Annotated in this window: 17 protein-coding genes and 1 riboswitch; of the genes, 11 read left to right on the top strand and 6 right to left on the bottom strand. The window is 68.5% G+C overall.

The features are described 5' to 3' along the window. Positions 1–32: 32 nt before the first annotated feature. The 4 genes from FFF93_RS11065 to FFF93_RS11080 form a co-directional block, all read right to left on the bottom strand. A complete protein-coding gene (locus tag FFF93_RS11065) occupies positions 33–989 on the bottom strand; it encodes a metal ABC transporter solute-binding protein, Zn/Mn family (RefSeq protein ID WP_138768868.1) in 957 nt (318 codons plus the stop codon). 104 nt (positions 990–1093) lie between these two features. After that, complete coding sequence (locus FFF93_RS11070) at positions 1094–2155, bottom strand: hemolysin family protein (RefSeq protein WP_138768867.1); 1062 nt, start codon at positions 2153–2155, stop codon at positions 1094–1096. Continuing rightward, the gene (locus FFF93_RS11075; RefSeq protein WP_138768866.1) at positions 2152–3513 is read right to left on the bottom strand and encodes a hemolysin family protein; all 1362 of its coding nucleotides are present in this window, start codon (positions 3511–3513) and stop codon (positions 2152–2154) included. The genes FFF93_RS11070 and FFF93_RS11075 overlap by 4 nt, the downstream gene beginning before the upstream one ends. A gap of 266 nt (positions 3514–3779) precedes the next feature. Next, a complete protein-coding gene (locus FFF93_RS11080; RefSeq protein ID WP_138768865.1) occupies positions 3780–5252 on the bottom strand; it encodes a GuaB1 family IMP dehydrogenase-related protein in 1473 nt (490 codons plus the stop codon). Between the two features lie 261 nt (positions 5253–5513). Between FFF93_RS11080 and FFF93_RS11085 the strand changes: the two genes are divergently transcribed. From FFF93_RS11085 to FFF93_RS17245, 5 genes are all read left to right on the top strand, one after another. Further along, positions 5514–9332 (top strand): multifunctional oxoglutarate decarboxylase/oxoglutarate dehydrogenase thiamine pyrophosphate-binding subunit/dihydrolipoyllysine-residue succinyltransferase subunit, encoded by a 3819-nt coding sequence (locus tag FFF93_RS11085; protein WP_138768864.1) that lies wholly within the window; start codon positions 5514–5516, stop codon positions 9330–9332. Between the two features lie 130 nt (positions 9333–9462). Next, the gene (locus FFF93_RS11090) at positions 9463–10062 is read left to right on the top strand and encodes a GDSL-type esterase/lipase family protein (protein WP_186372146.1); all 600 of its coding nucleotides are present in this window, start codon (positions 9463–9465) and stop codon (positions 10060–10062) included. A gap of 149 nt (positions 10063–10211) precedes the next feature. Beyond that, positions 10212–11039, top strand: coding sequence for a DUF4097 family beta strand repeat-containing protein (locus FFF93_RS11095; protein ID WP_138768862.1), 828 nt, complete (start codon positions 10212–10214; stop codon positions 11037–11039). Beyond that, the gene (locus tag FFF93_RS11100) at positions 11039–11662 is read left to right on the top strand and encodes a PadR family transcriptional regulator (RefSeq protein ID WP_138768861.1); all 624 of its coding nucleotides are present in this window, start codon (positions 11039–11041) and stop codon (positions 11660–11662) included. The genes FFF93_RS11095 and FFF93_RS11100 overlap by 1 nt, the downstream gene beginning before the upstream one ends. Positions 11663–11758: 96 nt before the next feature. Further along, a complete protein-coding gene (locus tag FFF93_RS17245) occupies positions 11759–11833 on the top strand; it encodes a 50S ribosomal protein bL37 (RefSeq protein WP_369299106.1) in 75 nt (24 codons plus the stop codon). 90 nt (positions 11834–11923) lie between these two features. Here the strand turns inward: FFF93_RS17245 and rsrA are convergent, their stop codons facing one another. Both rsrA and FFF93_RS11110 read right to left on the bottom strand, forming a co-directional pair. Then, positions 11924–12196 (bottom strand): mycothiol system anti-sigma-R factor, encoded by a 273-nt coding sequence (gene rsrA / locus FFF93_RS11105; protein ID WP_138768860.1) that lies wholly within the window; start codon positions 12194–12196, stop codon positions 11924–11926. Next, positions 12193–13011: a sigma-70 family RNA polymerase sigma factor gene (locus FFF93_RS11110; RefSeq protein ID WP_138770417.1), complete on the bottom strand. Its 819-nt coding sequence runs from the start codon at positions 13009–13011 to the stop codon at positions 12193–12195. Before FFF93_RS11110 ends, rsrA begins: the two co-directional genes overlap by 4 nt. A 248-nt stretch (positions 13012–13259) precedes the next feature. Here FFF93_RS11110 and FFF93_RS11115 point away from each other — a divergent pair, with 248 nt between their 5' ends. From FFF93_RS11115 to FFF93_RS11140, 6 genes are all read left to right on the top strand, one after another. Further along, positions 13260–13808 carry a DoxX family protein gene (locus FFF93_RS11115; RefSeq protein WP_138768859.1) on the top strand — a complete coding sequence of 183 codons (549 nt, stop codon included), beginning with the start codon at positions 13260–13262 and terminating at the stop codon, positions 13806–13808. Between the two features lie 7 nt (positions 13809–13815). Further along, a complete protein-coding gene (gene aroA / locus FFF93_RS11120; protein ID WP_138768858.1) occupies positions 13816–15201 on the top strand; it encodes a 3-phosphoshikimate 1-carboxyvinyltransferase in 1386 nt (461 codons plus the stop codon). Further along, positions 15185–16300 carry a ribosome small subunit-dependent GTPase A gene (locus tag FFF93_RS11125; protein ID WP_138768857.1) on the top strand — a complete coding sequence of 372 codons (1116 nt, stop codon included), beginning with the start codon at positions 15185–15187 and terminating at the stop codon, positions 16298–16300. Before aroA ends, FFF93_RS11125 begins: the two co-directional genes overlap by 17 nt. Before the next feature lie 82 nt (positions 16301–16382). Then, on the top strand, positions 16383–17195 hold the full coding sequence (gene hisN / locus FFF93_RS11130; RefSeq protein WP_138768856.1) for a histidinol-phosphatase: 813 nt from the start codon (positions 16383–16385) through the stop codon (positions 17193–17195). A 97-nt stretch (positions 17196–17292) separates the two neighbouring features. Continuing rightward, positions 17293–17406: riboswitch (SAM riboswitch) on the top strand. 34 nt (positions 17407–17440) lie between these two features. After that, complete coding sequence (locus tag FFF93_RS11135; protein ID WP_138768855.1) at positions 17441–18832, top strand: aminotransferase class V-fold PLP-dependent enzyme; 1392 nt, start codon at positions 17441–17443, stop codon at positions 18830–18832. An 89-nt stretch (positions 18833–18921) separates the two neighbouring features. Beyond that, complete coding sequence (locus tag FFF93_RS11140) at positions 18922–19698, top strand: class I SAM-dependent methyltransferase (protein ID WP_138768854.1); 777 nt, start codon at positions 18922–18924, stop codon at positions 19696–19698. Positions 19699–19713: the final 15 nt, after the last annotated feature.

Raw genomic sequence — 19713 nt, forward strand, 5'->3', positions numbered from 1 at the left:
TGGCCACGCCGTTGCGATTATCTTAGGCCCGGCTAGCGCTGGCCGAGGGCCTTGGCCAGCGCGTCCACGTTGTCGGACATCCACTCAAGGTAGCCCTTGCCCTCCGGCAGCGTCTCGCTGAAGTCCACCACGGAAACGCCGGCGGCGACGGCCGCGTCCTTGAGCGCGAGCGTCTGGGGGCCTTCCGTCTGCGGGTTGTAGGCGAGCAGCCGGATGCCACCGGATTTCACGACGTCGACGGCGGACCGCAGCACGGCGGGCGGTACGTCCGAGCCGGATTCGATTGCGGCGCTGTATTCGGGTGGAGTCCGGTTCTCAAGTCCCGCAGCCTCCAGCAGGTAGAGCGGGACCGGCTCGGTGACGGCGACCCCGCCGTGGGCCGCGGTGGCCTTGAGTCCGGAGAGCCGGGTGTCCAATCCCGCGAGTTTCTGCTTCAGGGCTGCGGCGTTGTTGCGGAAGTCCCCGGCCGAGGACGGCTCGAGTGCGCCCAGCTTGTCCGCCAGCGCGTCGGCCAGCCGGCCCATCGCGGCGGTGCTGTACCAGACGTGTTCGTTGAATCCCGCGGGGGCGTGGCTGTGGCCGTCGGCGTCGGGCGAGGCCGATCCGGCGGCGGAGGCCAGCCCGGAGGTGTCCACGGCGTTGAGCAGGTTCTGGTCCTGCAGCCCGGTGTCCTGGGCCAGCTTGTGCAGGAAGTCGTCGTAGCCGCCGCCGTTCTCCACGACCAGCTCGGCCTTGGAGACGGCCAGCTTGTCCTGCGTGGTGGCCTCGTACGAGTGCGGGTCCTGGCTGGTCCGGTTGATGATCGAGGTCACCCGGACCTTGCCGCCGCCGACGCTGCGGACGATGTCGCCGTACACACTCGTGGAGGCAACCACCTCCACCACACCATCGCCAGCGCCGGGCCGGTCGCCGCCCGACGTCGGGCCGCAGGCGGTCAGCAGGAGGCTGCTGAGGCCGGCAAGGACAACAGCGGCGGCGGAACGGCGCACAGGGATACCTCGGATCTGTTATTGAGAAGCGTTAGCAATACACCGAGTCTAACCCTAAATAGGAATCATTCCTATTTAGGGTTAGACCCGTGTTGCCGGTTCCCCTATTCCTGCCCGAGCCTGCGGTAGCCGGTGGCCTGTGTGGCGTCGCGGATCTCTCCGACCAGCTGCTCGATCACGTCCTCGAGGAACAGCACGCCCTGGGTGTGCCCGTCCGGGCCGATCACCCGGGCGAGGTGCGAGCCGGTGCGCTGCATGACCGACATCGCCTTTTCGATCTCATCGTCCATGGCCAGGTTGGCCAGCGACCGGATGCGGCTCTCGGCGATCGGGTGCTGGTAGCCGGCTTCCGGGATCGAGAGCACGTCCTTGATGTGGAGGTAGCCGGAGAGCATGCCGTCCTCGTCGAGCATCGGGAACCGGGAGAACCCGGTCCGGCTCACCGACTTCTCGAACTCCTCCGGCGTTGTCGCCGCCTTGAGCATCACGAGCTTCTCCAGCGGCACCATGACCTGGGAAGCCGTGTGTTCGGAGAACTCCAGCGCACCGGTGATCAGGCCGGCGTCGTCGTCCACCAGGCCGTGGCGGGTGGATTCCTGCACGATCGACTGGACTTCCTCGAGCGTGAAGGAGGACGTCACCTCGTCCTTCGGTTCGATCCGCATCAGTTTCAGGATGTGGTTCGCGGACCAGTTCAAGGCCACAATGACCGGCCTGACCGCGCGGGCAATGAACATCAGCGGCGGCGCGAGCAGCAGGGCTGCCTTGTCCGCGACCGAGACCGAGATGTTTTTCGGCACCATCTCGCCGAAGGTCACGTGCAGGAACGTGACCGCCAGCAGGGCGATGGCGAACGCCACGACGTCGGCCATCTCGGTCGGCACGCCGACCGCCTCCAGCGGGGCCGCCATCAGGTGGTGGATGGCGGGCTCGGCCACCTGCAGGATCAGCAGGGAGCAGACCGTGATGCCCAGCTGGGCGCAGGCCAGCATGAGTGAGACGTTTTCCATCGCCCGCAGCGTCGTCTGGGCCCGCTTGGATCCGGACTCGGCGAGGGGCTCAATCTGGCTGCGGCGGGCGGACATAACGGCGAATTCGGCCGCCACGAAGAAGGCATTGCCCAGCAGCAGCACTGCCAGCCACAGGATTCCCAGCCAGTCGTTCACGCGGCACCGGCCTTTCCGGCAGCATCAATGCGCCCGTTGCGTCCGGTGGGCCGCTCGGGCTCCGGCGGAGCCGGTTTGAAGCAGATGCGGTCGATCCGGCGTCCGTCCATCCGGGTCACGCTGAGCTTTCCGCCGACGACGTCGACCGTGTCGCCCACGGCCGCGATCCGGCCGAGCTGGCTCATCACGTACCCGCCGACGGTTTCGTAGGCTGCCTCGTCCGGCACGGTCAGGCCCGGAATCTGTTCGGAGAGTTCGTCCGGGCGCAGCAGGCCCGGGAAGTACCAGTCCCCCGAGGCGCTCTGCAGCAGCCCGGGGCGGACCTTGTCGTGTTCGTCGGCGACTTCCCCGACGATTTCCTCCACGAGGTCCTCCAGCGTGGCGATCCCGGCCGTTCCGCCGTATTCGTCGAGGACCACCGCAAGCTGCAGGTTGCCCTCGCGCAGTTCGGCGAGCAGGCCGTCCAGGTGGATAGTCTCGGGCACGCGGAGCACCTCGGTCATGATCGCGCCGGCTTCCAGGTTGGCCCGCCGGTCCACCGGAACGGCGATGGCCTTCTTGATGTGGACCACGCCGCGGATGTCGTCCGATGACTCGCCGATCACGGGGAAACGTGAGTAGCCGGTGCGTTTGGCGGCCTCGACAATGTCCGAGACCGGTTGGTGGCTGTCGATGGTTTCCACCCGGATCCGGGGGGTCATCACATCCGCAGCCGTCCGCCCGGAAAACTTCAGAGTGCGCGAGATGAAGTTGGCAGTCCGTTCGTCCAGGGTTCCCATCGCGGCCGAGCGGCGCACCAGCGAGGCAAGCTCCGCCGGCGTGCGGGCCCCGGAAATCTCCTCCTTGGCTTCAAGGCCAAGGACGTTCAGGACCTTGTTGGAGAAGCCGTTGAGCACCACGATGGCCGGCTTGAAGATTGCGGTGAACACCAGCTGCGGCCGGGCCAGGGCCTTCCCGACCGGGAATGACAGGGCGATGGCCATGTTCTTCGGGACGAGTTCGCCGATCAGCATGGACAGCAGCGTGGCCAACGCCATTGCCAGCACCAGCGAGACTGACGTGGCGCCGGCTGCGGGCAGGCCAAGTACGGTCAGCGGGCCCTCCAGCAGCTTGCCCACCGACGGTTCCATCACGTAGCCGGTGAGCAGCGTGGTCAGGGTGATCCCGAGCTGGCAACTGGAGAGCTGGGTGGACAGGGATTTGAGGCATTTGAGCAGCGGGGCCGCGGCGGTGTCGCCGTTGTCCACGGCGCGCTGCACGGTGGCCTGGTCGAGCGCGACCAGGGAGAATTCGACGGCAACGAAGAAACCGGTGCCGAGGATGAGGAGCAGTCCTGCTCCGAGCAGTAGCCACTCCACTTAGCGGCCCGCTTCGGAGTGCCGGAGTGCCGGCCGGGGGGAACGTCCCGGCGGAGGATGGTCAGCCGCGGCCGACCCTCTTTCCTGGAAGGCACTCTGTCCGGGGAAAGACCGCTGCCGGGCAGCGGAGGAGTGATGGGCGCGTGAACGGGGTTTGCCGGCTCTGCGGGTGGACTGGGCGGGAACGGATTCCGTTCCGCGCTGACAGCCCCCAGGCCGGCACCTAGATTTACTGTCCATAAGAATTTCAGTCTACAGGTTTCAGGTCACCAGCTCTGCGGGACCGGGCGGCCTTCCTCGTAGCCCGCGGCGGACTGGATTCCGGCCACAGCCCGCTCCCGGAACGCCGCCAAGTCGGCCGCTCCGGCGTAGCTCATGGAACTGCGCAGCCCCGCCGTGATCATGTCCAGCAGGTCCTCCACACCGGGCCGGGCGGCATCCAAGTACATCCGGGAGGTGGAGATGCCCTCTTCGAACAGGGCCTTGCGGTCCCTTTCGAAGGCGCCCTCGCGCTGGTTGCGGTTCTGCACGGCCCGCGCCGAGGCCATCCCGAAGCTCTCCTTGAACTGGCGGCCGCTGGCGTCCTGCTGCAGGTCCCCGGGGCTCTCATGCGTCCCGGCAAACCAGGAGCCGATCATCACCTGGCTCGCGCCGGCCGCGAGGGCCAGCGCCACGTCGCGCGGGTAACGGACCCCGCCGTCGGCCCAGACCCGGCCGCCGGCGGCACGCGCCGCTGCCGAGCATTCCAGCACCGCCGAGAACTGGGGCCGGCCGACGGCCGTCATCATCCGGGTGGTGCACATGGCGCCGGGCCCCACGCCGACCTTGACGATGTCTGCCCCGGCCCGGATGAGCTCGCGGGTTGCCTCGGCGGTGACGACGTTGCCGGCCACAACCGGTACGCCCGGGTCCAGGCTCCGGACCGCGGCCAGGGCATCGAACATCTTCTGCTGGTGGCCGTGGGCGGTGTCCAGCACCAGCACATTGACACCGGCGGCGAGCAGCTCGGCCGCGCGGCCGGCGACGTCGCCGTTGATGCCGACGGCGGCGGCCACTTTGAGCGCGCCGCCGGCGTCGAGGGAGGGCCGGTACAGGGTGGAGCGCAGGGCGCCCTTGCGCGTCAGGACACCGGCGAGGACCCCGTCCCGCTGCACCGGGGCAAAGTCGGTGCCGGCGGCGTCCATGGCGTCGAAGGCCCGGCGCAGGGACGGCGCGGACGCGCCGAAGCCGGCATCGTTGCCGGCGTCGAACTCGGCGGCGTCCAGCACGAGCGGCTGGTGGCGCATCACGGACGCCAGCGACGCGAAACGGTCCTGCCCTTCGAAGTCCGCGGCCCGGACGACGCCGGCGACGGCGCCGGCGTCGTCGACGACCACCACCGCACCGTGCGGCCGCTTGCCCATCAGGTGCAGCGCATCAATCACCGTGTTCGACTCCCGCAGGCTCACCGGCGTCTCGAACACGGCGTGGCGTGCCTTGACCCAGGCGGTCACACTCCGGAGCACGTCCAGCGGCACGTCCTGGGGCAGCACCGCCAGGCCGCCGCGGCGCGCCATCGTCTCGGCCATCCGCTTCCCGGTCACCGCCGTCATATTCGCGACGACCAGCGGGATGGTGGAGCCGGTCCCGTCGTCGGCCGCCAGATCCACATCGAGCCGCGAGGTAACGTCCGAGCGGGACGGCACCAGGAAGATGTCGGAATAGGTCAGGTCGGTGGTCGGCTCACTCAGGAAACGCACGTTTGCTCCTCGCTGAAAAGGGGTTCTCTGTTGTGATTCTAGGCGAGCCCCGCGGCGGCCCGGCGACGGCTCCGGCGGCCCCGGCGGGACACCTTCGGGGCTGCTGGATGATTTGAGTCACCCTTATTGGCGGTTTGGCCGGAATCGTCACTAGACTGGCAAAGGTCTGGGTTCACTGGACGCGGAGAACTGGTTCGATTGACGTGCTGCGGCACCGTGGAAACCAGCGGGAATCAAACTCATGGAAGAGGCGTATTTCAAGTGCCAGAGCAGCCAAGCCACCGTCTACCCGAGGAATTTGGCGGAAACGAGTGGCTCGTTGACGAACTGTACGAGCGGTACCAGCAGGACAAGAACACGGTCGACGCCAAGTGGTGGCCGCTTTTCGAATCCTTCGATGCCAGCGACGGTTCTTCGACCAACGGCGCCTCGGCAACGGCCGTCGCGAACCCGTCCACCCGTGAACTTCCGACGGTAGCCCCGGCCGCCGCGGCACCCGCGCCCGCAGCTGCCGCTCCGGCGCCCGCCGCGTCGGCTGCTTCTGCGCCGGCAGCCCCGGCCCCCGCTTCCGCCCCCGCCGCGGCCCAGAAGGCCCCGGCCACGGTCGCCCGCGACGGCGCCAAGTCCGCCGAGTCCGGCGCCGGCTCCCAGCCCATCCCGGCCCAGCTGCCCAAGAACATCAAGGCCCCCACCGCCCCGGAGGAAGACGTCGTCTCCGTGTTGCGCGGACCGGCGAAGGCCATTGCCGCCAACATGGTGACCAGCCTGGAGGTGCCCACCGCGACAAGCGTCCGGGCCATCCCGGCGAAGCTGCTGATCGACAACCGTGTGGTCATCAACTCCAACCTGGCCCGCGCCCGCGGCGGCAAGGTTTCCTTCACGCACCTGATCGGTTACGCCGTCATCCGGGCGCTGGCACAGTTCCCCTCGATGAACGTGTACTACGACGTCGTCGACGGCAAGCCCGTCGCCGTCCAGCCGGCCCACGTGAACTTCGGCATCGCCATCGACATGCCCAAGCCGGACGGCACCCGCCTGCTGATGGTCCCGAACATCAAGAAGGCGGAGACCCTCAACTTCTCCGAGTTCTGGCACACCTACGAGGACCTGATCAAGCGCGCCCGCAACGGCAAGCTGACCGCGGATGACCACTCGGGCACCACCGTCTCGCTGACCAACCCCGGCGGCATCGGCACCGTGCACTCGGTCCCCCGCCTTTCCAAGGGCCAGGCCGCCATCATCGGCGTCGGCGCGCTCGACTACCCGGCTGAGTTCCAGGGCGCCAGCGAGAAGATCATCGCGCACAACGCCATCAGCAAGGTCCTCACGCTGACCTCCACGTATGACCACCGTGTCATCCAGGGCGCCGGCAGCGGCGAGTTCCTCAAGCTCGTGCACCAGCTCCTGCTCGGCGCGCAGAACTTCTACGACGAGATCTTCGAGTCCCTGCGCATCCCGTACGAGCCCGTGCGCTGGAGCCCGGACCTGCAGGTGGACCCGGCGGACGAGATCAACAAGGTCGCCCGGATCCAGCAGCTGATCCACTCCTACCGCGTCCGCGGCCACCTGATGGCGGACACCGATCCGCTCGAGTATGTCCAGCGCAAGCACCCGGACCTCGACGTCCTGACCTACGGCCTGACGCTGTGGGACCTGGACCGCGAATGGCCCACCGGCGGTTTCGGCGGCAAGCCGATGCTGAAGTTCCGCGACATCCTCGGTGTGCTCCGCGACGCCTACTGCCGCACCACCGGCATCGAATACATGCACATCCAGGACCCGGCCGAGCGCAAGTGGTTCCAGGACCAGCTGGAGCACCCGTACTCCAAGCCGAGCCGTGACGAGCAGCTCCGGATCGTGTCCAAGCTCAACGCCGCGGAGGCTTTCGAGACCTTCCTGCAGACGAAGTTCGTTGGCCAGAAGCGCTTCTCGCTCGAGGGCGGCGAATCGCTGATCCCGCTGCTGGACGCCATCATCTCCGACGCGGCCGACGACGGACTCGACGAAGTGGCCATCGGTATGGCCCACCGCGGCCGCCTGAACGTGCTCACCAACATCGCGGGCAAGACCTACGCCCAGGTCTTCCGCGAATTCGAGGGCACCCAGGACCCGCGCTCCGTCCAGGGTTCCGGCGACGTGAAGTACCACCTGGGCACCGAGGGCACCTTCACCTCGGACAACGGCAAGGAGACCAAGGTTTACCTCGCCGCCAACCCCTCGCACCTTGAGGCCGTGGACTCCGTGCTTGAGGGCATCGTCCGCGCCAAGCAGGACCGCCTGGACCAGGGCGAGTCCTTCCCCGTGCTGCCGATCATGGTGCACGGCGACGCGGCCTTCGCCGGCCAGGGCGTGGTGGCGGAAACGCTGAACCTCTCCCAGCTGCGCGGCTACCGCACCGGCGGCACCATCCACGTCGTGGTCAACAACCAGGTCGGGTTCACCACGGCGCCGTCGTCCTCACGTTCCTCCACCTACTCCACGGACGTCGCCAAGATGATCCAGGCGCCGGTGTTCCACGTGAACGGCGACGACCCGGAGGCCGTGGTCCGCATCGGCCAGCTCGCCTACGAGTTCCGCCAGCGTTTCCACAAGGACGTTGTCATCGACATGGTCTGCTACCGCCGTCGTGGCCACAACGAGGGCGACGACCCGTCGATGACGCAGCCGCTGATGTACAACCTGATCGAGGCCAAGCGTTCGGTCCGCAAGCTCTACACCGAGTCGCTGATCGGCCGCGGGGACATCACCGAGGAAGAAGCCGAGCAGCTGCTCCGCGACTACCAGGAACGCCTCGAGCGCGTCTTCGCCGAGACCCACGCCGCGCAGACCTCGCCGATCCCGATCGTCACCGCCGACTCCGCCGCGGTGTCCGACCTCGAACGGCCGTCCGCCCAGCAGTCCGACTCGGGTGTCAGCGCCCCGGAATCCACCGCGATTTCCGCCGAGACGCTGGCCCGGATCGGCAAGGCGCACGTCGAGTTCCCCGAGGGCTTCACCGTCCACGCCAAGCTCAAGCAACTGCTTGAGAAGCGTGAACTGATGTCCCGCGAGGGCGGCATCGACTGGGGCTTCGGCGAACTCGCGGCCTTCGGCTCGCTCACCATGGAGGGCGTCCCGGTCCGGCTCGCCGGCCAGGACTCGCGCCGCGGCACCTTCGTGCAGCGCCACGCCGTGTTCCACGACCGCGCCAACGGCGACGAGTGGATGCCGCTGGGCAACCTCTCCGAGGACCAGGCCAAGCTGTGGATCTACGACTCCCTGCTGTCCGAATACGCGGCCATGGGCTTCGAATACGGCTACTCGGTGGAGCGCCCGGACGCCCTCGTGCTCTGGGAGGCGCAGTTCGGTGACTTCGTCAACGGCGCGCAGACCATCATCGACGAGTTCATCTCCTCGGCCGAGCAGAAGTGGGGCCAGCGCTCGTCGCTGGTGCTCATGCTGCCGCACGGCTACGAAGGCCAGGGCCCGGACCACTCCTCCGCACGCATCGAACGCTTCCTGCAGCTGTGCGCCGAGGAAAACATGATCGTGGCCAACCCCACGACGCCGGCCTCGCACTTCCACCTGCTCCGCCGCCAGGCGTACAGCAGGCCACGCAAGCCGCTGATCATCTTCACCCCGAAGCAGCTCCTGCGCCTCAAGGCCGCCGCGTCCTCGGTGGAGGACTTCACCACGGGCACCTTCCGGCCGGTCATCCCCGAGCACGAGCAGCTGCAGGCGGACGCCGTCGAACGCGTGCTGCTGGTCTCCGGGCGGCTGTACTACGACCTGCTGTCCACCCGGCAGAAGACCGGCGACACCACGACGGCGATCGTCCGCGTCGAGCAGCTTTACCCGCTGCCGGCCGAGGAGATTGCCGCCGAGCTGGCCAAGTACCCGAACGCCGAAGTTGTCTGGGCGCAGGACGAGCCCGCCAACCAGGGACCGTGGCCGTTCATCGGCTTGAACCTGCCGGATGCGCTGGACCGCCGCGTGCGCCTGGTCTCCCGCCCCGCTTCGGCCTCCACCGCGGCCGGGTCGATGAAGCGCCACGCAGCCGAGCAGGACGCCCTGCTCAAGCAGGCTTTCGCACGTAAGTAGGGCCAGGCTGCCCGGCCGGAAGTGGATCACCACGACTCCGGCCGGGCAGCTGTGTTTAACGCATCCGCCGGGCGCACCGGGCAGCACCAGGGAACCGCCGGTGACCGGCATTGGGAATGAAGAGGTAGTCGTGGAAGATCGGAAGCTGCGGATCGCGGCCGTTGGAGATGAGCTGTTGGCCGGCCTGGGCGACCCCCGGGCCCTGGGCTGGCTGGGACGCGTGCTGGCCCGCACGCCGCAGGACGGCCTGAGCCTTGAGAGCTACTCGCTGCCGTGCCCGCAGGAGGGCACCGAGGGCCTCGCCGAGCGGTGGCTCGAGGAGGCCGGCCGCCGTTTCGGTCCGCAGCACGAGAACCGCCTCGTGATCGGCCTGTCCGGCCGAGACATCGAATTCGGGCTCTCCACGGCCCGCAGCCGGCTCAACCTCGCCAACATCCTGGACTCCGCTTCGCAGAACAAGATCGAGGTCTTCGTCGTCGGGCCCCCGCCCACGCTGGATCCCGCCCAGAACCGCCGGCTGGGCGAACTCAACACCGCCTTCGCCGACGTCACCACCCGCCGCAAGCACCTCTATGTGGACACGTTTTCCCCGCTGCTGAACCACGAGCAGTGGCGCCAGGACCTCGCTGCCAACGGCGGGACGCCGGGCCAGGCCGGCTACGGGCTGATGGCCTGGCTGGTGCTGCACCGCGGATGGTTCCAGTGGCTTGGCATGGACGCCCCGGCGTAGGCCCACCCTCCGTGCCGGGACGCCCCGGAAAGATTCTGTCGCGATATATCTTGACTGCCCCCGCGCCGCGATATAGCGTGTTTCCATATTCGCGATATATCGCGAGCAACGCGGCTCGCCTGGTCGCACCGTCCGCATCCGGAGGAAGCATGGAACAGAATTCTTGGACCGTTACCGGTCCCCAGACGATCGACGTCGACGGCGTCCGCTCGCTCAAGCTCGGCATTGTCCGCGGCCGCTTCGACATCGTCACCCACGACGAGGATGTGGCCCGGATCGAGGTCTCCGAGGTCGACGGCGACCCGCTGGCGGTCAGCCTCACCGAGGGCCGCCTCGAGGTGCGCCACCAGCTCCACGGCCCGCAGGGCTGGTTCAAGAATCTGATGGGCACGGTCAACAACAACTCCAGCAACAGCGTGGTCATCAGCATTGCCCTGCCTGCCGGCGTCGACGTCGAGGCCGGTACGGTCAGCGGCGACGGCATGGTTTCCGGTCTCACCGGCCACACCCGGCTGAACACCGTTTCCGGCTCGGTACTGGCCGACGGGACCGCAGGCGAGCTGGCCGTCAGCACCGTCAGCGGCGAAGTTATCGCCCGCAACCACCACGGCGTCCTGACCGCCAAGAGCGTCTCCGGCGAAGTGACCGCCTCCGGCGAGTTCAGCAACATCCGCGCCAACACGGTCAGCGGGGACTTGAGCTTCGACCTCCACGGTTTCACCCAGGACTTCGGCGCCAACTCGGTCTCCGGCGACGTCACCATCCGGCTGCCGCACGACGTCGGCGTGGACATCATCGCCAAGTCCGCCAGCGGCGCGGTCGTGATCGACGAGCTGAAGTACGCCCAGCCCGGCGGGTCCGTTCAGACCATCGCCGGTCCCGATGCCAAGCTCATGCTGGTCCGCACCAACTCGGTATCGGGGAAGACCTCTATCTTCCACCGCCAGCCCGGCACGGACACCGAAGCGGGCCTGTGATGCCGCCGGTCTTTGCCCACGGTGCCCTGCGGCTGTACCTGCTGGCCCTGCTCGAACCCGGCCCCAAGCACGGCTACGAGCTGATCAAGGCCCTGAGCGACCGCTTCGGCGGCACCTACTCCCCCAGCGCCGGAACCATCTATCCGCGGCTGGCGAAGCTCGAGGAGGAGGGGCTCGTGGCCACCCACACGGAGGGCAGGCGAACCAACTACAGCATCACCCCGGCAGGACTGGTCGAACTCAACAGGCGGCGCGAGGAACTGGCGGGCGTCGAAAATGACATTTCCGCCTCGGTCCGGCGCCTGGCCGACCAGCTGCGGCAGGACATCCGGGTGAATATGCAGGGGCTCCGGGCGGACCTGGCCGCCACGGCCGAAGCGGCCCGCTCGACGGCCCGCTCGACGGCCCGCGGCGCCGCCTCCCCCGCGGGGGCACGCTACACCAAGGAAGGCGACCGCAGGCTCCGGGAAGCCGAAATGCTCGTGCAGTCGTTCCGGGACGACATCCGGGTGGAACTGCGCCGGCACGCCGGCGCCAAACCCGTCACTCCGGTCACCCTCGAAACCGTCAAAACGGTCCTTGACCAGGCCCGGATCTCCATTCGGAACTCCCTCGACGGCTAAGGCACCACCCGCGGCCGGCCCCGGTTCGCGGCGGGTCCGCTGATGTGGGAGACTTGAGGGCAGCTCTTTTGAGTACCAAGATTAAGGAGGCCAGCTATGAGCAAGCGTGCACGTAAACGTCGTGACCGTAAGCGTGGCGGCGCGAACCACGGTAAGCGCCCCAACACCTAAGCCACGGCTTGGATTGACAGCTTTAAACGAAAGACCCCGGCAACCTCAAGGTTCCGGGGTCTTTCGCTGTTCTGGGTCTTTTCGCGGGGCTCAGGCCTCGGCATCGGCCTCTACCGGGCGGATCGAGTGGATCCTGTCCAGGATGGAGTTTTTGAGGTTCTCCGGCGCGGCCTCGGTGCAGGAGCGCTTCACCATGACCCGGATGACGCATTCAAGGTCGTACTGCTCATGGCACTCCGGGCACTCGTCAAGGTGTTCCTTGATCTCGGCGATGTCGTCGCGCGTCAGGGCACCGTCGAGGTACTCGTAGATGCGCTGCATCCTGGTGTCGTCGCAGTCGCCCAGTCCCTGGCAGTCGCTCATTTCCCGTTCTCCTGATTCTTGCTTTCGGCCTCAGCGGCGTGTTCGCCCGCGGCCTTGAATCCCCGCTCGGCCGCGTAGTCGGCCAGCATGTCCCGAAGCATGCGCCGGCCGCGGTGCAGCCGGGACATGACGGTTCCGATCGGGGTGTTCATGATGTCTGAAATTTCCTTGTACGCGAAGCCCTCGACGTCGGCGAAGTAGACGGCCAGCCGGAACTCCTCCGGGATCGACTGCAAGGCCCGCTTTACGTCTGAATCCGGCAGATGGTCCAGCGCTTCCGCCTCTGCCGAGCGCAGTCCGGTGGAGGTGTGCGATTCGGCGCGGGCCAACTGCCAGTCCTCGATGGTGTCCGAGTTGGACTGCAGCGGTTCGCGCTGGCGCTTTCGGTACAGGTTGATGTACGTGTTGGTCAGGATCCGGTACAGCCACGCCTTGAGGTTCGTCCCCGGCTTGTACTGGTGGAAGGCGGAGAACGCCTTCGTGTACGCCTCCTGGACCAGGTCCTCGGCGTCGGCCGGATTCCGCGCCATCCGCATGGCCGCGGAATACAACTGGTCCACATACTGCATCGCGTCCCGCTCGAAGCGGACGCGTCGCTCGTCGTCGGTCTCCGCAGCGGTGTCCAGCGGCTGGCCGGTGCCGTCCGCCGCAACCGTTTCAACGGCGGCGGCGTCCGCGGCTGCGGACTCCGCTGCCTCACGGGCGGTAGCTGTCCTGGCCGCGGAAGTTTTGGCGGCAGAAGTTTTGGCGGGCTGGGCGTCGTCGTTTCCGGCAACCTCGTGCATGGCCGCAACGGCCGGATCCATGGTGCTCATTGCGTTCAAGTCTACTGTCACCTTCCGGGGCGTGCTGATGGCCCCCGTCAGGGCCAGCGCCCACGGGTCTGCGTCGGCCGCTTCCAGCAGCCCGGGTTCCTTCACCAGGACCAAAATTCCGCCTTCCTAAACTCGTATCAGCACTATCTGCACAACCCCGCAGAACGGGCAAATATTCCGCAAAAGTGCAAGACTAGAACCGGTTCTCCCGCACAGCGTCCGCGGTTCGTCCATCCAGGAGGAAATTCATGTCCTTTGTCCGCTTTCTTGCCCGCCCCATGCTCGCCTCCAGTTTCGTGCTAGCAGGCATGGACAAGCTACGGAATGCGGATGACACTGCGGCACAGCTGTCTCCCCTGCTGCGCCGTGCGGCCGAGTCGCTGCCTTTCCAGACCAATGAGAAGGTCCTCGCCCGCGTGATCGGCGGCACCCAGGTGGGCGCCGGCGTCCTTTTCGCCCTCGGCAAGTCGGCCCGCCTCTCCGCGACCGTGCTGGCCGTCATCTCCGCGCTCAACGGGTACGTGGAATGGCGTAGTGCGGACATCTCCTCCAAGGAGGGCCGCGACGCCCGGCGCAAGCAGCTGCTGAAGAACGTCACGCTGACCGGCGGCGTGCTGCTGGCTTCGGTGGACACCGCGGGCAAGCCGAGCCTGGCCTGGCGTGCGGAACACCTCGCCGCCGATGCGCGGAAGACCACCTCCCACCTCGCCGCCGATGCGCGGAAGACCACCGGCAAGAAGTTGAAGAAGGCCGACAAGGCAGTCCGCAAGGCCGTCGACCACGCCGTCGGAGCCTAGCGCGGCAATGACTGGCACCGCCCCCACCGCAGCAGCCTCTTCCCTTCCGGCCGGCGGTCCGCACTGGCATGCGCCCTTCGCCGAGCGCCCCGTCGATGCCACCGTCACCGTGCCGGGTTCCAAGTCCCTGACCAACCGGTACCTGGTCCTGGCAGCCCTCGCGGACGGCCCCTCCCGGTTGCGCGCCCCGTTGCACTCCCGGGACTCCGCACTAATGATCCAGGCCCTGAGGCACCTGGGGGCCACCATTACGGAGGTGCCCGGAGACGGCGCCTACGGCCCGGACCTGGAGATCAGCCCCATCACCGGCGGCGCGGCCGCAACGGACACCGCGATTGACTGCGGGCTGGCCGGGACGGTCATGCGCTTTGTGCCGCCGCTGGCCGCACTGCGCCGCGGCGAATCCCGGTTCGACGGCGACCCGCACGCCCGCAAACGCCCGATGGGCACCATCATCGAGGCCCTGGCCGGTCTCGGCGTCGCGGTCAGCGCGCCCGACGGCGGAGCGGCGTCGTCGTTGCCCTTCACCGTCCACGGCACCGGCGAAGTCCGCGGCGGCCACCTCGTCATCGACGCCAGCGCCTCGTCCCAGTTCGTTTCCGCCCTGCTGCTCGCGGGAGCCCGCTTCACCGAGGGACTCCATCTGGAACACGTGGGAAAGCCCGTGCCGAGCTTGGACCACATCGACATGACGGTGGCCGTACTGCGCGGCGTCGGCGTGGCGGTAGACGATTCCGTCCCGAACCACTGGGTTGTCTCCCCCGGTCCGATCCGCGCCTTTGACCAGCGGATCGAACAGGACCTCTCCAATGCCGGGCCGTTCCTCGCGGCCGCCCTCGCCACCGGCGGGACCGTAAGGATCCCCAACTGGCCGGCCGAGACCACGCAGGTCGGTGACCTCTGGCGCGGCATCCTGGCCGCCATGGGCGCGACGGTGACGCTGGACTCCGGCACCCTGACCGTCACCGGCGGCCATGAGATCAAGGGAGGCGACTTCGACCAGACCAGCGAACTTGCCCCCACCGTGGCCGCGCTCTGCGCCCTGGCCACCGGCCCGTCACGGCTGAGCGGTATTGCCCACCTCCGGGGCCACGAAACGGACCGGCTCGCCGCCCTCGTCGCGGAAATCACCCGGCTCGGCGGCGACGCCGAAGAAACCGCCGACGGTCTCATCATCCGGCCGGCCCCGCTGCACGGCGGCGTCGTGCACAGCTACGCCGACCACCGTATGGCCACCGCCGGTGCCATCCTGGGCCTGGCCGTGCCCGGCGTCGAGGTCGAGGACATCGGAACCACGGCAAAGACCATGCCCGGCTTCCCGCAACTGTGGGAAGGCATGCTGGCGCAGGGAACCACAGCAGAGAAGGACGCCGCCGGTGGCACGCAGCACTGACTCCTGGGACGAGTCCGATGTCCGGATCCGCCCCAACAAGAAGGGCACCCGGCCCCGGACCAAGGACCGGCCCAGCCACGACGACGCCGTCACCGGTCGGATCATCACTGTTGACCGCGGACGGTACACCGCCGTCGTCGGCGAAGGCACCCCGGACGAACGCAAGATCATCGCCGCCCGCGCCCGGGAACTGCGCCGCAACCCCGTGGTGGCTGGCGACTTCGTCTCCCTGGTCGGGAACGTCAGCGGCGAACCCGACACCCTGGCGCGGCTGGTCAAGATCCAGGACCGCCGGACGCTGCTGCGCCGCAGCGCCGACGACACCGACCCGATCGAACGCGCCGTCGTGGCCAACGCCGACCAGCTGGTCGTCGTCGTGGCCGCAGCCAACCCGGAACCGCGCACCGGGTTCATCGACCGTGCGCTGGTGGCCGCCTACGACGCCGGAATCGAGCCGCTGCTGCTCGTCACCAAGGCCGACGTCAAGGATCCCGCGGAACTCCTCGCCAACTACCAGCACCTCGACTTCCCGGTGATCATTTCCAAGACCGCGGATTCGGCGGCCTCCGGCATCGACGCCCGCTCCGATGACGGTCTGTCCGCCCGGCTGGACAAGGCCGCCGTCTCCCAGCTGCGTGCCTACCTCGACGGGAAAGTCACCGTCATGCTCGGCCATTCCGGCGTCGGAAAATCCACCATGGTCAACGCCCTGACCGGGGCCGAACGTGCCACCGGTGGCGTCAACGCCGTCACCGGCCGCGGCCGCCATACGTCCTCCTCCGCCCTGGCGCTGAAGGTCCACGACGCGCCCGCCGGCAGCTGGATCATCGACACCCCCGGGATCCGCTCCTTCGGACTGGCCCATGTTGACCCGGACCGGATCCTGCGGTCTTTCCCGGACCTGGCGCCCGGCACCGAGGACTGCGAACGCGGCTGCAAACACGACTCCGCCGCCGTCAACTGCGGGGTGGACGCCTGGGTGCAGGACGGCCACGCGGGCCCGTCCGGTCCTGCCCGGCTCGCCTCGCTGCGCCGGCTGCTCGGCACCGACCCCCGGCTTGAAGCGCAGGAAACCAAGGAACTCGGCAGCGTCTCCTAGCAGGGTCTCCTCACAGGGTCTCCTGGGCAGGCAGCGACGTGGCCTCCCGGTCTACGGCGGCTTTTGACGGTAGTTTGGAACCATGAGCCAACCCGCTTCGAGCTACAACGATGACCTGCGCCTTGCCCATGTACTGGCAGATTCCGTAGATTCCCAGACCATGAGCCGCTTCAAGGCGCTCGACCTTCGGATCGAGACGAAGCCGGACCTGACCCCCGTCACCGACGCCGACAAAGCCGCAGAGGAAGCCATCCGCGGGCAGCTGTCCCGTTCCCGCCCTCGCGACGCGGTCCTCGGCGAGGAATTCGGCAGCACCGGCCACGGCTCGCGCCGCTGGATCATCGACCCGATCGACGGCACCAAGAACTTCGTCCGCGGCGTCCCCGTCTGGGCCACCCTGATCGCCCTCGTCGACGAGGGCGAGCCCGTGGTCGGCGTCGTCAGCGCCCCCGCGCTGGGCAAGCGCTGGTGGGCTGCCAAAGGCGCCGGCGCGTACATGGGCCGGTCCCTGGCGGCCGCCACCCGGCTGAAGGTCTCCAACGTCTCCAAGCTCTCGGACGCCTCGCTGTCCTACTCGAGCCTGGGCGGCTGGAAGCAGCGCGGCAACCTCGACGAGTTCCTCGGCCTCACCGAAGAAGTCTGGCGCACCCGTGCCTACGGCGACTTCTGGTCCTACTGCCTCGTGGCAGAAGGCGCCGTCGACATCGCCTGCGAGCCGGAACTCAACCTCTACGACATGGCCGCGCTGGTCCCGATCGTCACGGAAGCCGGCGGCCGCTTCACCTCCCTCGAGGGCGAGGACGGCCCCTTCGGCGGCAACGCCCTGGCCACCAACTCGATCCTGCACTCGGAAGTCCTCAAGCGCCTCAACCCGGATCTCGACGACCTGCTCTAGGGAATTCCGGCGGCTCCCGGGCGCATCCCGTAACAAAGCACTTCACATTCCTGCCGCTCCTTTTCTGCTGCAGCGGCCATGGCCTACGCTCGAAACAGGTCACGAGTGCCAGCGCGAAACCCCGGTTTGCTGGCCGGCAACCCTCCATTCGCGGTGGGGTGCCCCGGGTGACGACCTGGCCGGTCCGGAACGGACCCGGCAAGCGCGGATCCCCGGTATGTGGGGTCCTTTTCGAGCGAGGTCCCATGACGACTGCCACCATTCCTGCCCCTCCCGCCGCTGCTGCCCGCCGGCCGCTGTCCGCGGTCTCCGGCGCCGAAATCCAGGCCCCCCTGATCCAGGGCGGCTACGTCCGCTACGCCAACCTGGACTACGGTGCCTCCGCCCCGGCCCTGTCCGTGGTCTCCGCCTACCTGAACGAGATCCTGCCGTACTACGCCAGCGTCCACCGCGGCGCCGGCTACGCCTCCCAGCTCAGCACCTCGGTGTACGAAAACGCCCGGAACATCGTCCGCAACTTTGTCGGCGGGCGTCCGGACGACTCCGTGATCTTTACCCGGAACACCACCGACTCGCTGAACCTGCTGGCCGGCTGCCTGCCCGTCGCCGATGGCCGGCACACCGGCGAGGTGCTCTACCTCGACATCGAGCACCACGCGAACCTGCTGCCCTGGCAAAACGTCCCGCACCGGAGCGTCGTCGCCGCCGGCACCCTGGCCGGGACCCTGGCGCGGCTCCGGACGGAACTCGCGCACGGCGGCGTGAGCCTGCTCGCCGTCACCGGCGCGTCCAACGTCACCGGCGAAATCCTGCCGATCCGCGAGCTCGCCTCCCTCGCGCACGAATTCGGCGCCCGGATCGCCGTCGACGCCGCCCAGCTCGCCCCGCACCGCCGCATCGACATCGCCGCGGACGACGTCGACTACCTCGCCTTCTCCGGGCATAAGCTTTACGCCCCGTTCGGCGCCGGGGTCCTGGTCGGCCGCCCGGACTGGCTCGACGCCGGCACACCCCACCTCGCCGGCGGCGGCGCGGTGCGGGACGCCCGGCTCGACACTGTCAGCTGGACCACCGGCCCGGCACGGCACGAGGGCGGCTCCCCCAACGTCCTGGGCGCCGCCGCGCTGGCCCGCGCCGCCCAGGTCATCGAAGCCCTCGACGAGCGGCAGTGGCATGCCCACGAGGACGCCATCCGTTCCTTCCTGGTCGAGGGGCTCCGGCGGATCGACGGCGTGAGCGTCCACCACATCTTCGAGGACGCCGACCAGGCGGAGGGCCCCGGCACGATCGGCGTCGTGAACTTTTCGGTCGCCGGCTACGACGCAGGCCTGGTCGCCGCGTACCTGTCCGCGGAGCACGGCATTGGCTTGCGCGACGGCCGGTTCTGCGCGCACCCGCTGCTGAAGCGGCTCGGCCTGCCCGCCGGCTCGCTCCGCGCCAGCTTCGGCCTCGGGTCCCGGATTGAAGACGCGCAGCGGCTGCTCGCCGGGCTCCAGGAACTGCGGCGCAACGGCCTGGGCTGGGACTACGTCGTGGACGCCGGCCGCTGGGTCCCGGCCAACGACACCCGCAGCTACCCGCACTGGGCGCCGAACACGCCGGGCACCGCGGGGGCCGCCCCCTGCAACACGGACTAGCGACCGGATCGAGGGCCGGCAACGAGCACCGCGCCCGCCTCGTGCGGTAAATTCGGTAGGTACCCACCAGAGCCCGAAGGAGATCGCACGTGGCACGCGGCGGCCCCAAACTGCACGGGGGACCCAAACTCCAGCACGAACGCCGGCAGGAGCTCGGCCAGAGCTTCCAGGACGGCGGCGAGCACTACGACCGCGTCCGGCCCGGCTACCCCGCCGACTCTGCCGACTGGCTGATCCCCGCCGGGGCCCGAGACGCGGCAGACCTGGGGGCCGGCACCGGCAAGTTCACCGCACTGCTGGTCGAGAGAGGGCTCCGGACCGTGGCCGTGGACCCCTCCCCGGACATGCTGGAGCAGTTGCGCCGGGCCCTGCCGGGTGTGACCGCCGTCGAGGGGACCGCAGAACACACATCCCTGGCGCCGGAGGCCTTTGACCTGGTCACGGTGGCGCAGGCCTGGCACTGGTGCGATCCCCTGCTGGCCAGCACCGAGGCTGCACGGATCCTGCGTCCGCACGGCGTGCTGGGGCTGATCTGGAACCAGCTGGACACCTCCGTGCCCTGGGTGCACCGGCTGTCACGGATCATGCACGCCGGGGACGTCCACAAGCCCCACTTCACGCCGCCGCTGGGTCCCGAGTTCACCGGGCTGCAGAGCCGCCTCACCCGCTGGGAGGATCCTGTGACCACGCAGGACCTCGTGGAACTGGCCAAGTCCCGCAGCTACTACCTGCGGGCCGGCGAATCCACCCGCGCCAAGGTGCTCGGCAACCTCGACTGGTACCTGCACGAACACCTCGGGCACACCGCCAACGAGGTCCTGCCGCTTCCGTACCTGACGCAAAGCTGGCGCGCCACCAAGGCCTGACGCCGCATTGCACCG

The sequence above is a fragment of the Arthrobacter sp. KBS0702 genome (assembly GCF_005937985.2).
Taxonomy (GTDB): domain Bacteria; phylum Actinomycetota; class Actinomycetes; order Actinomycetales; family Micrococcaceae; genus Arthrobacter.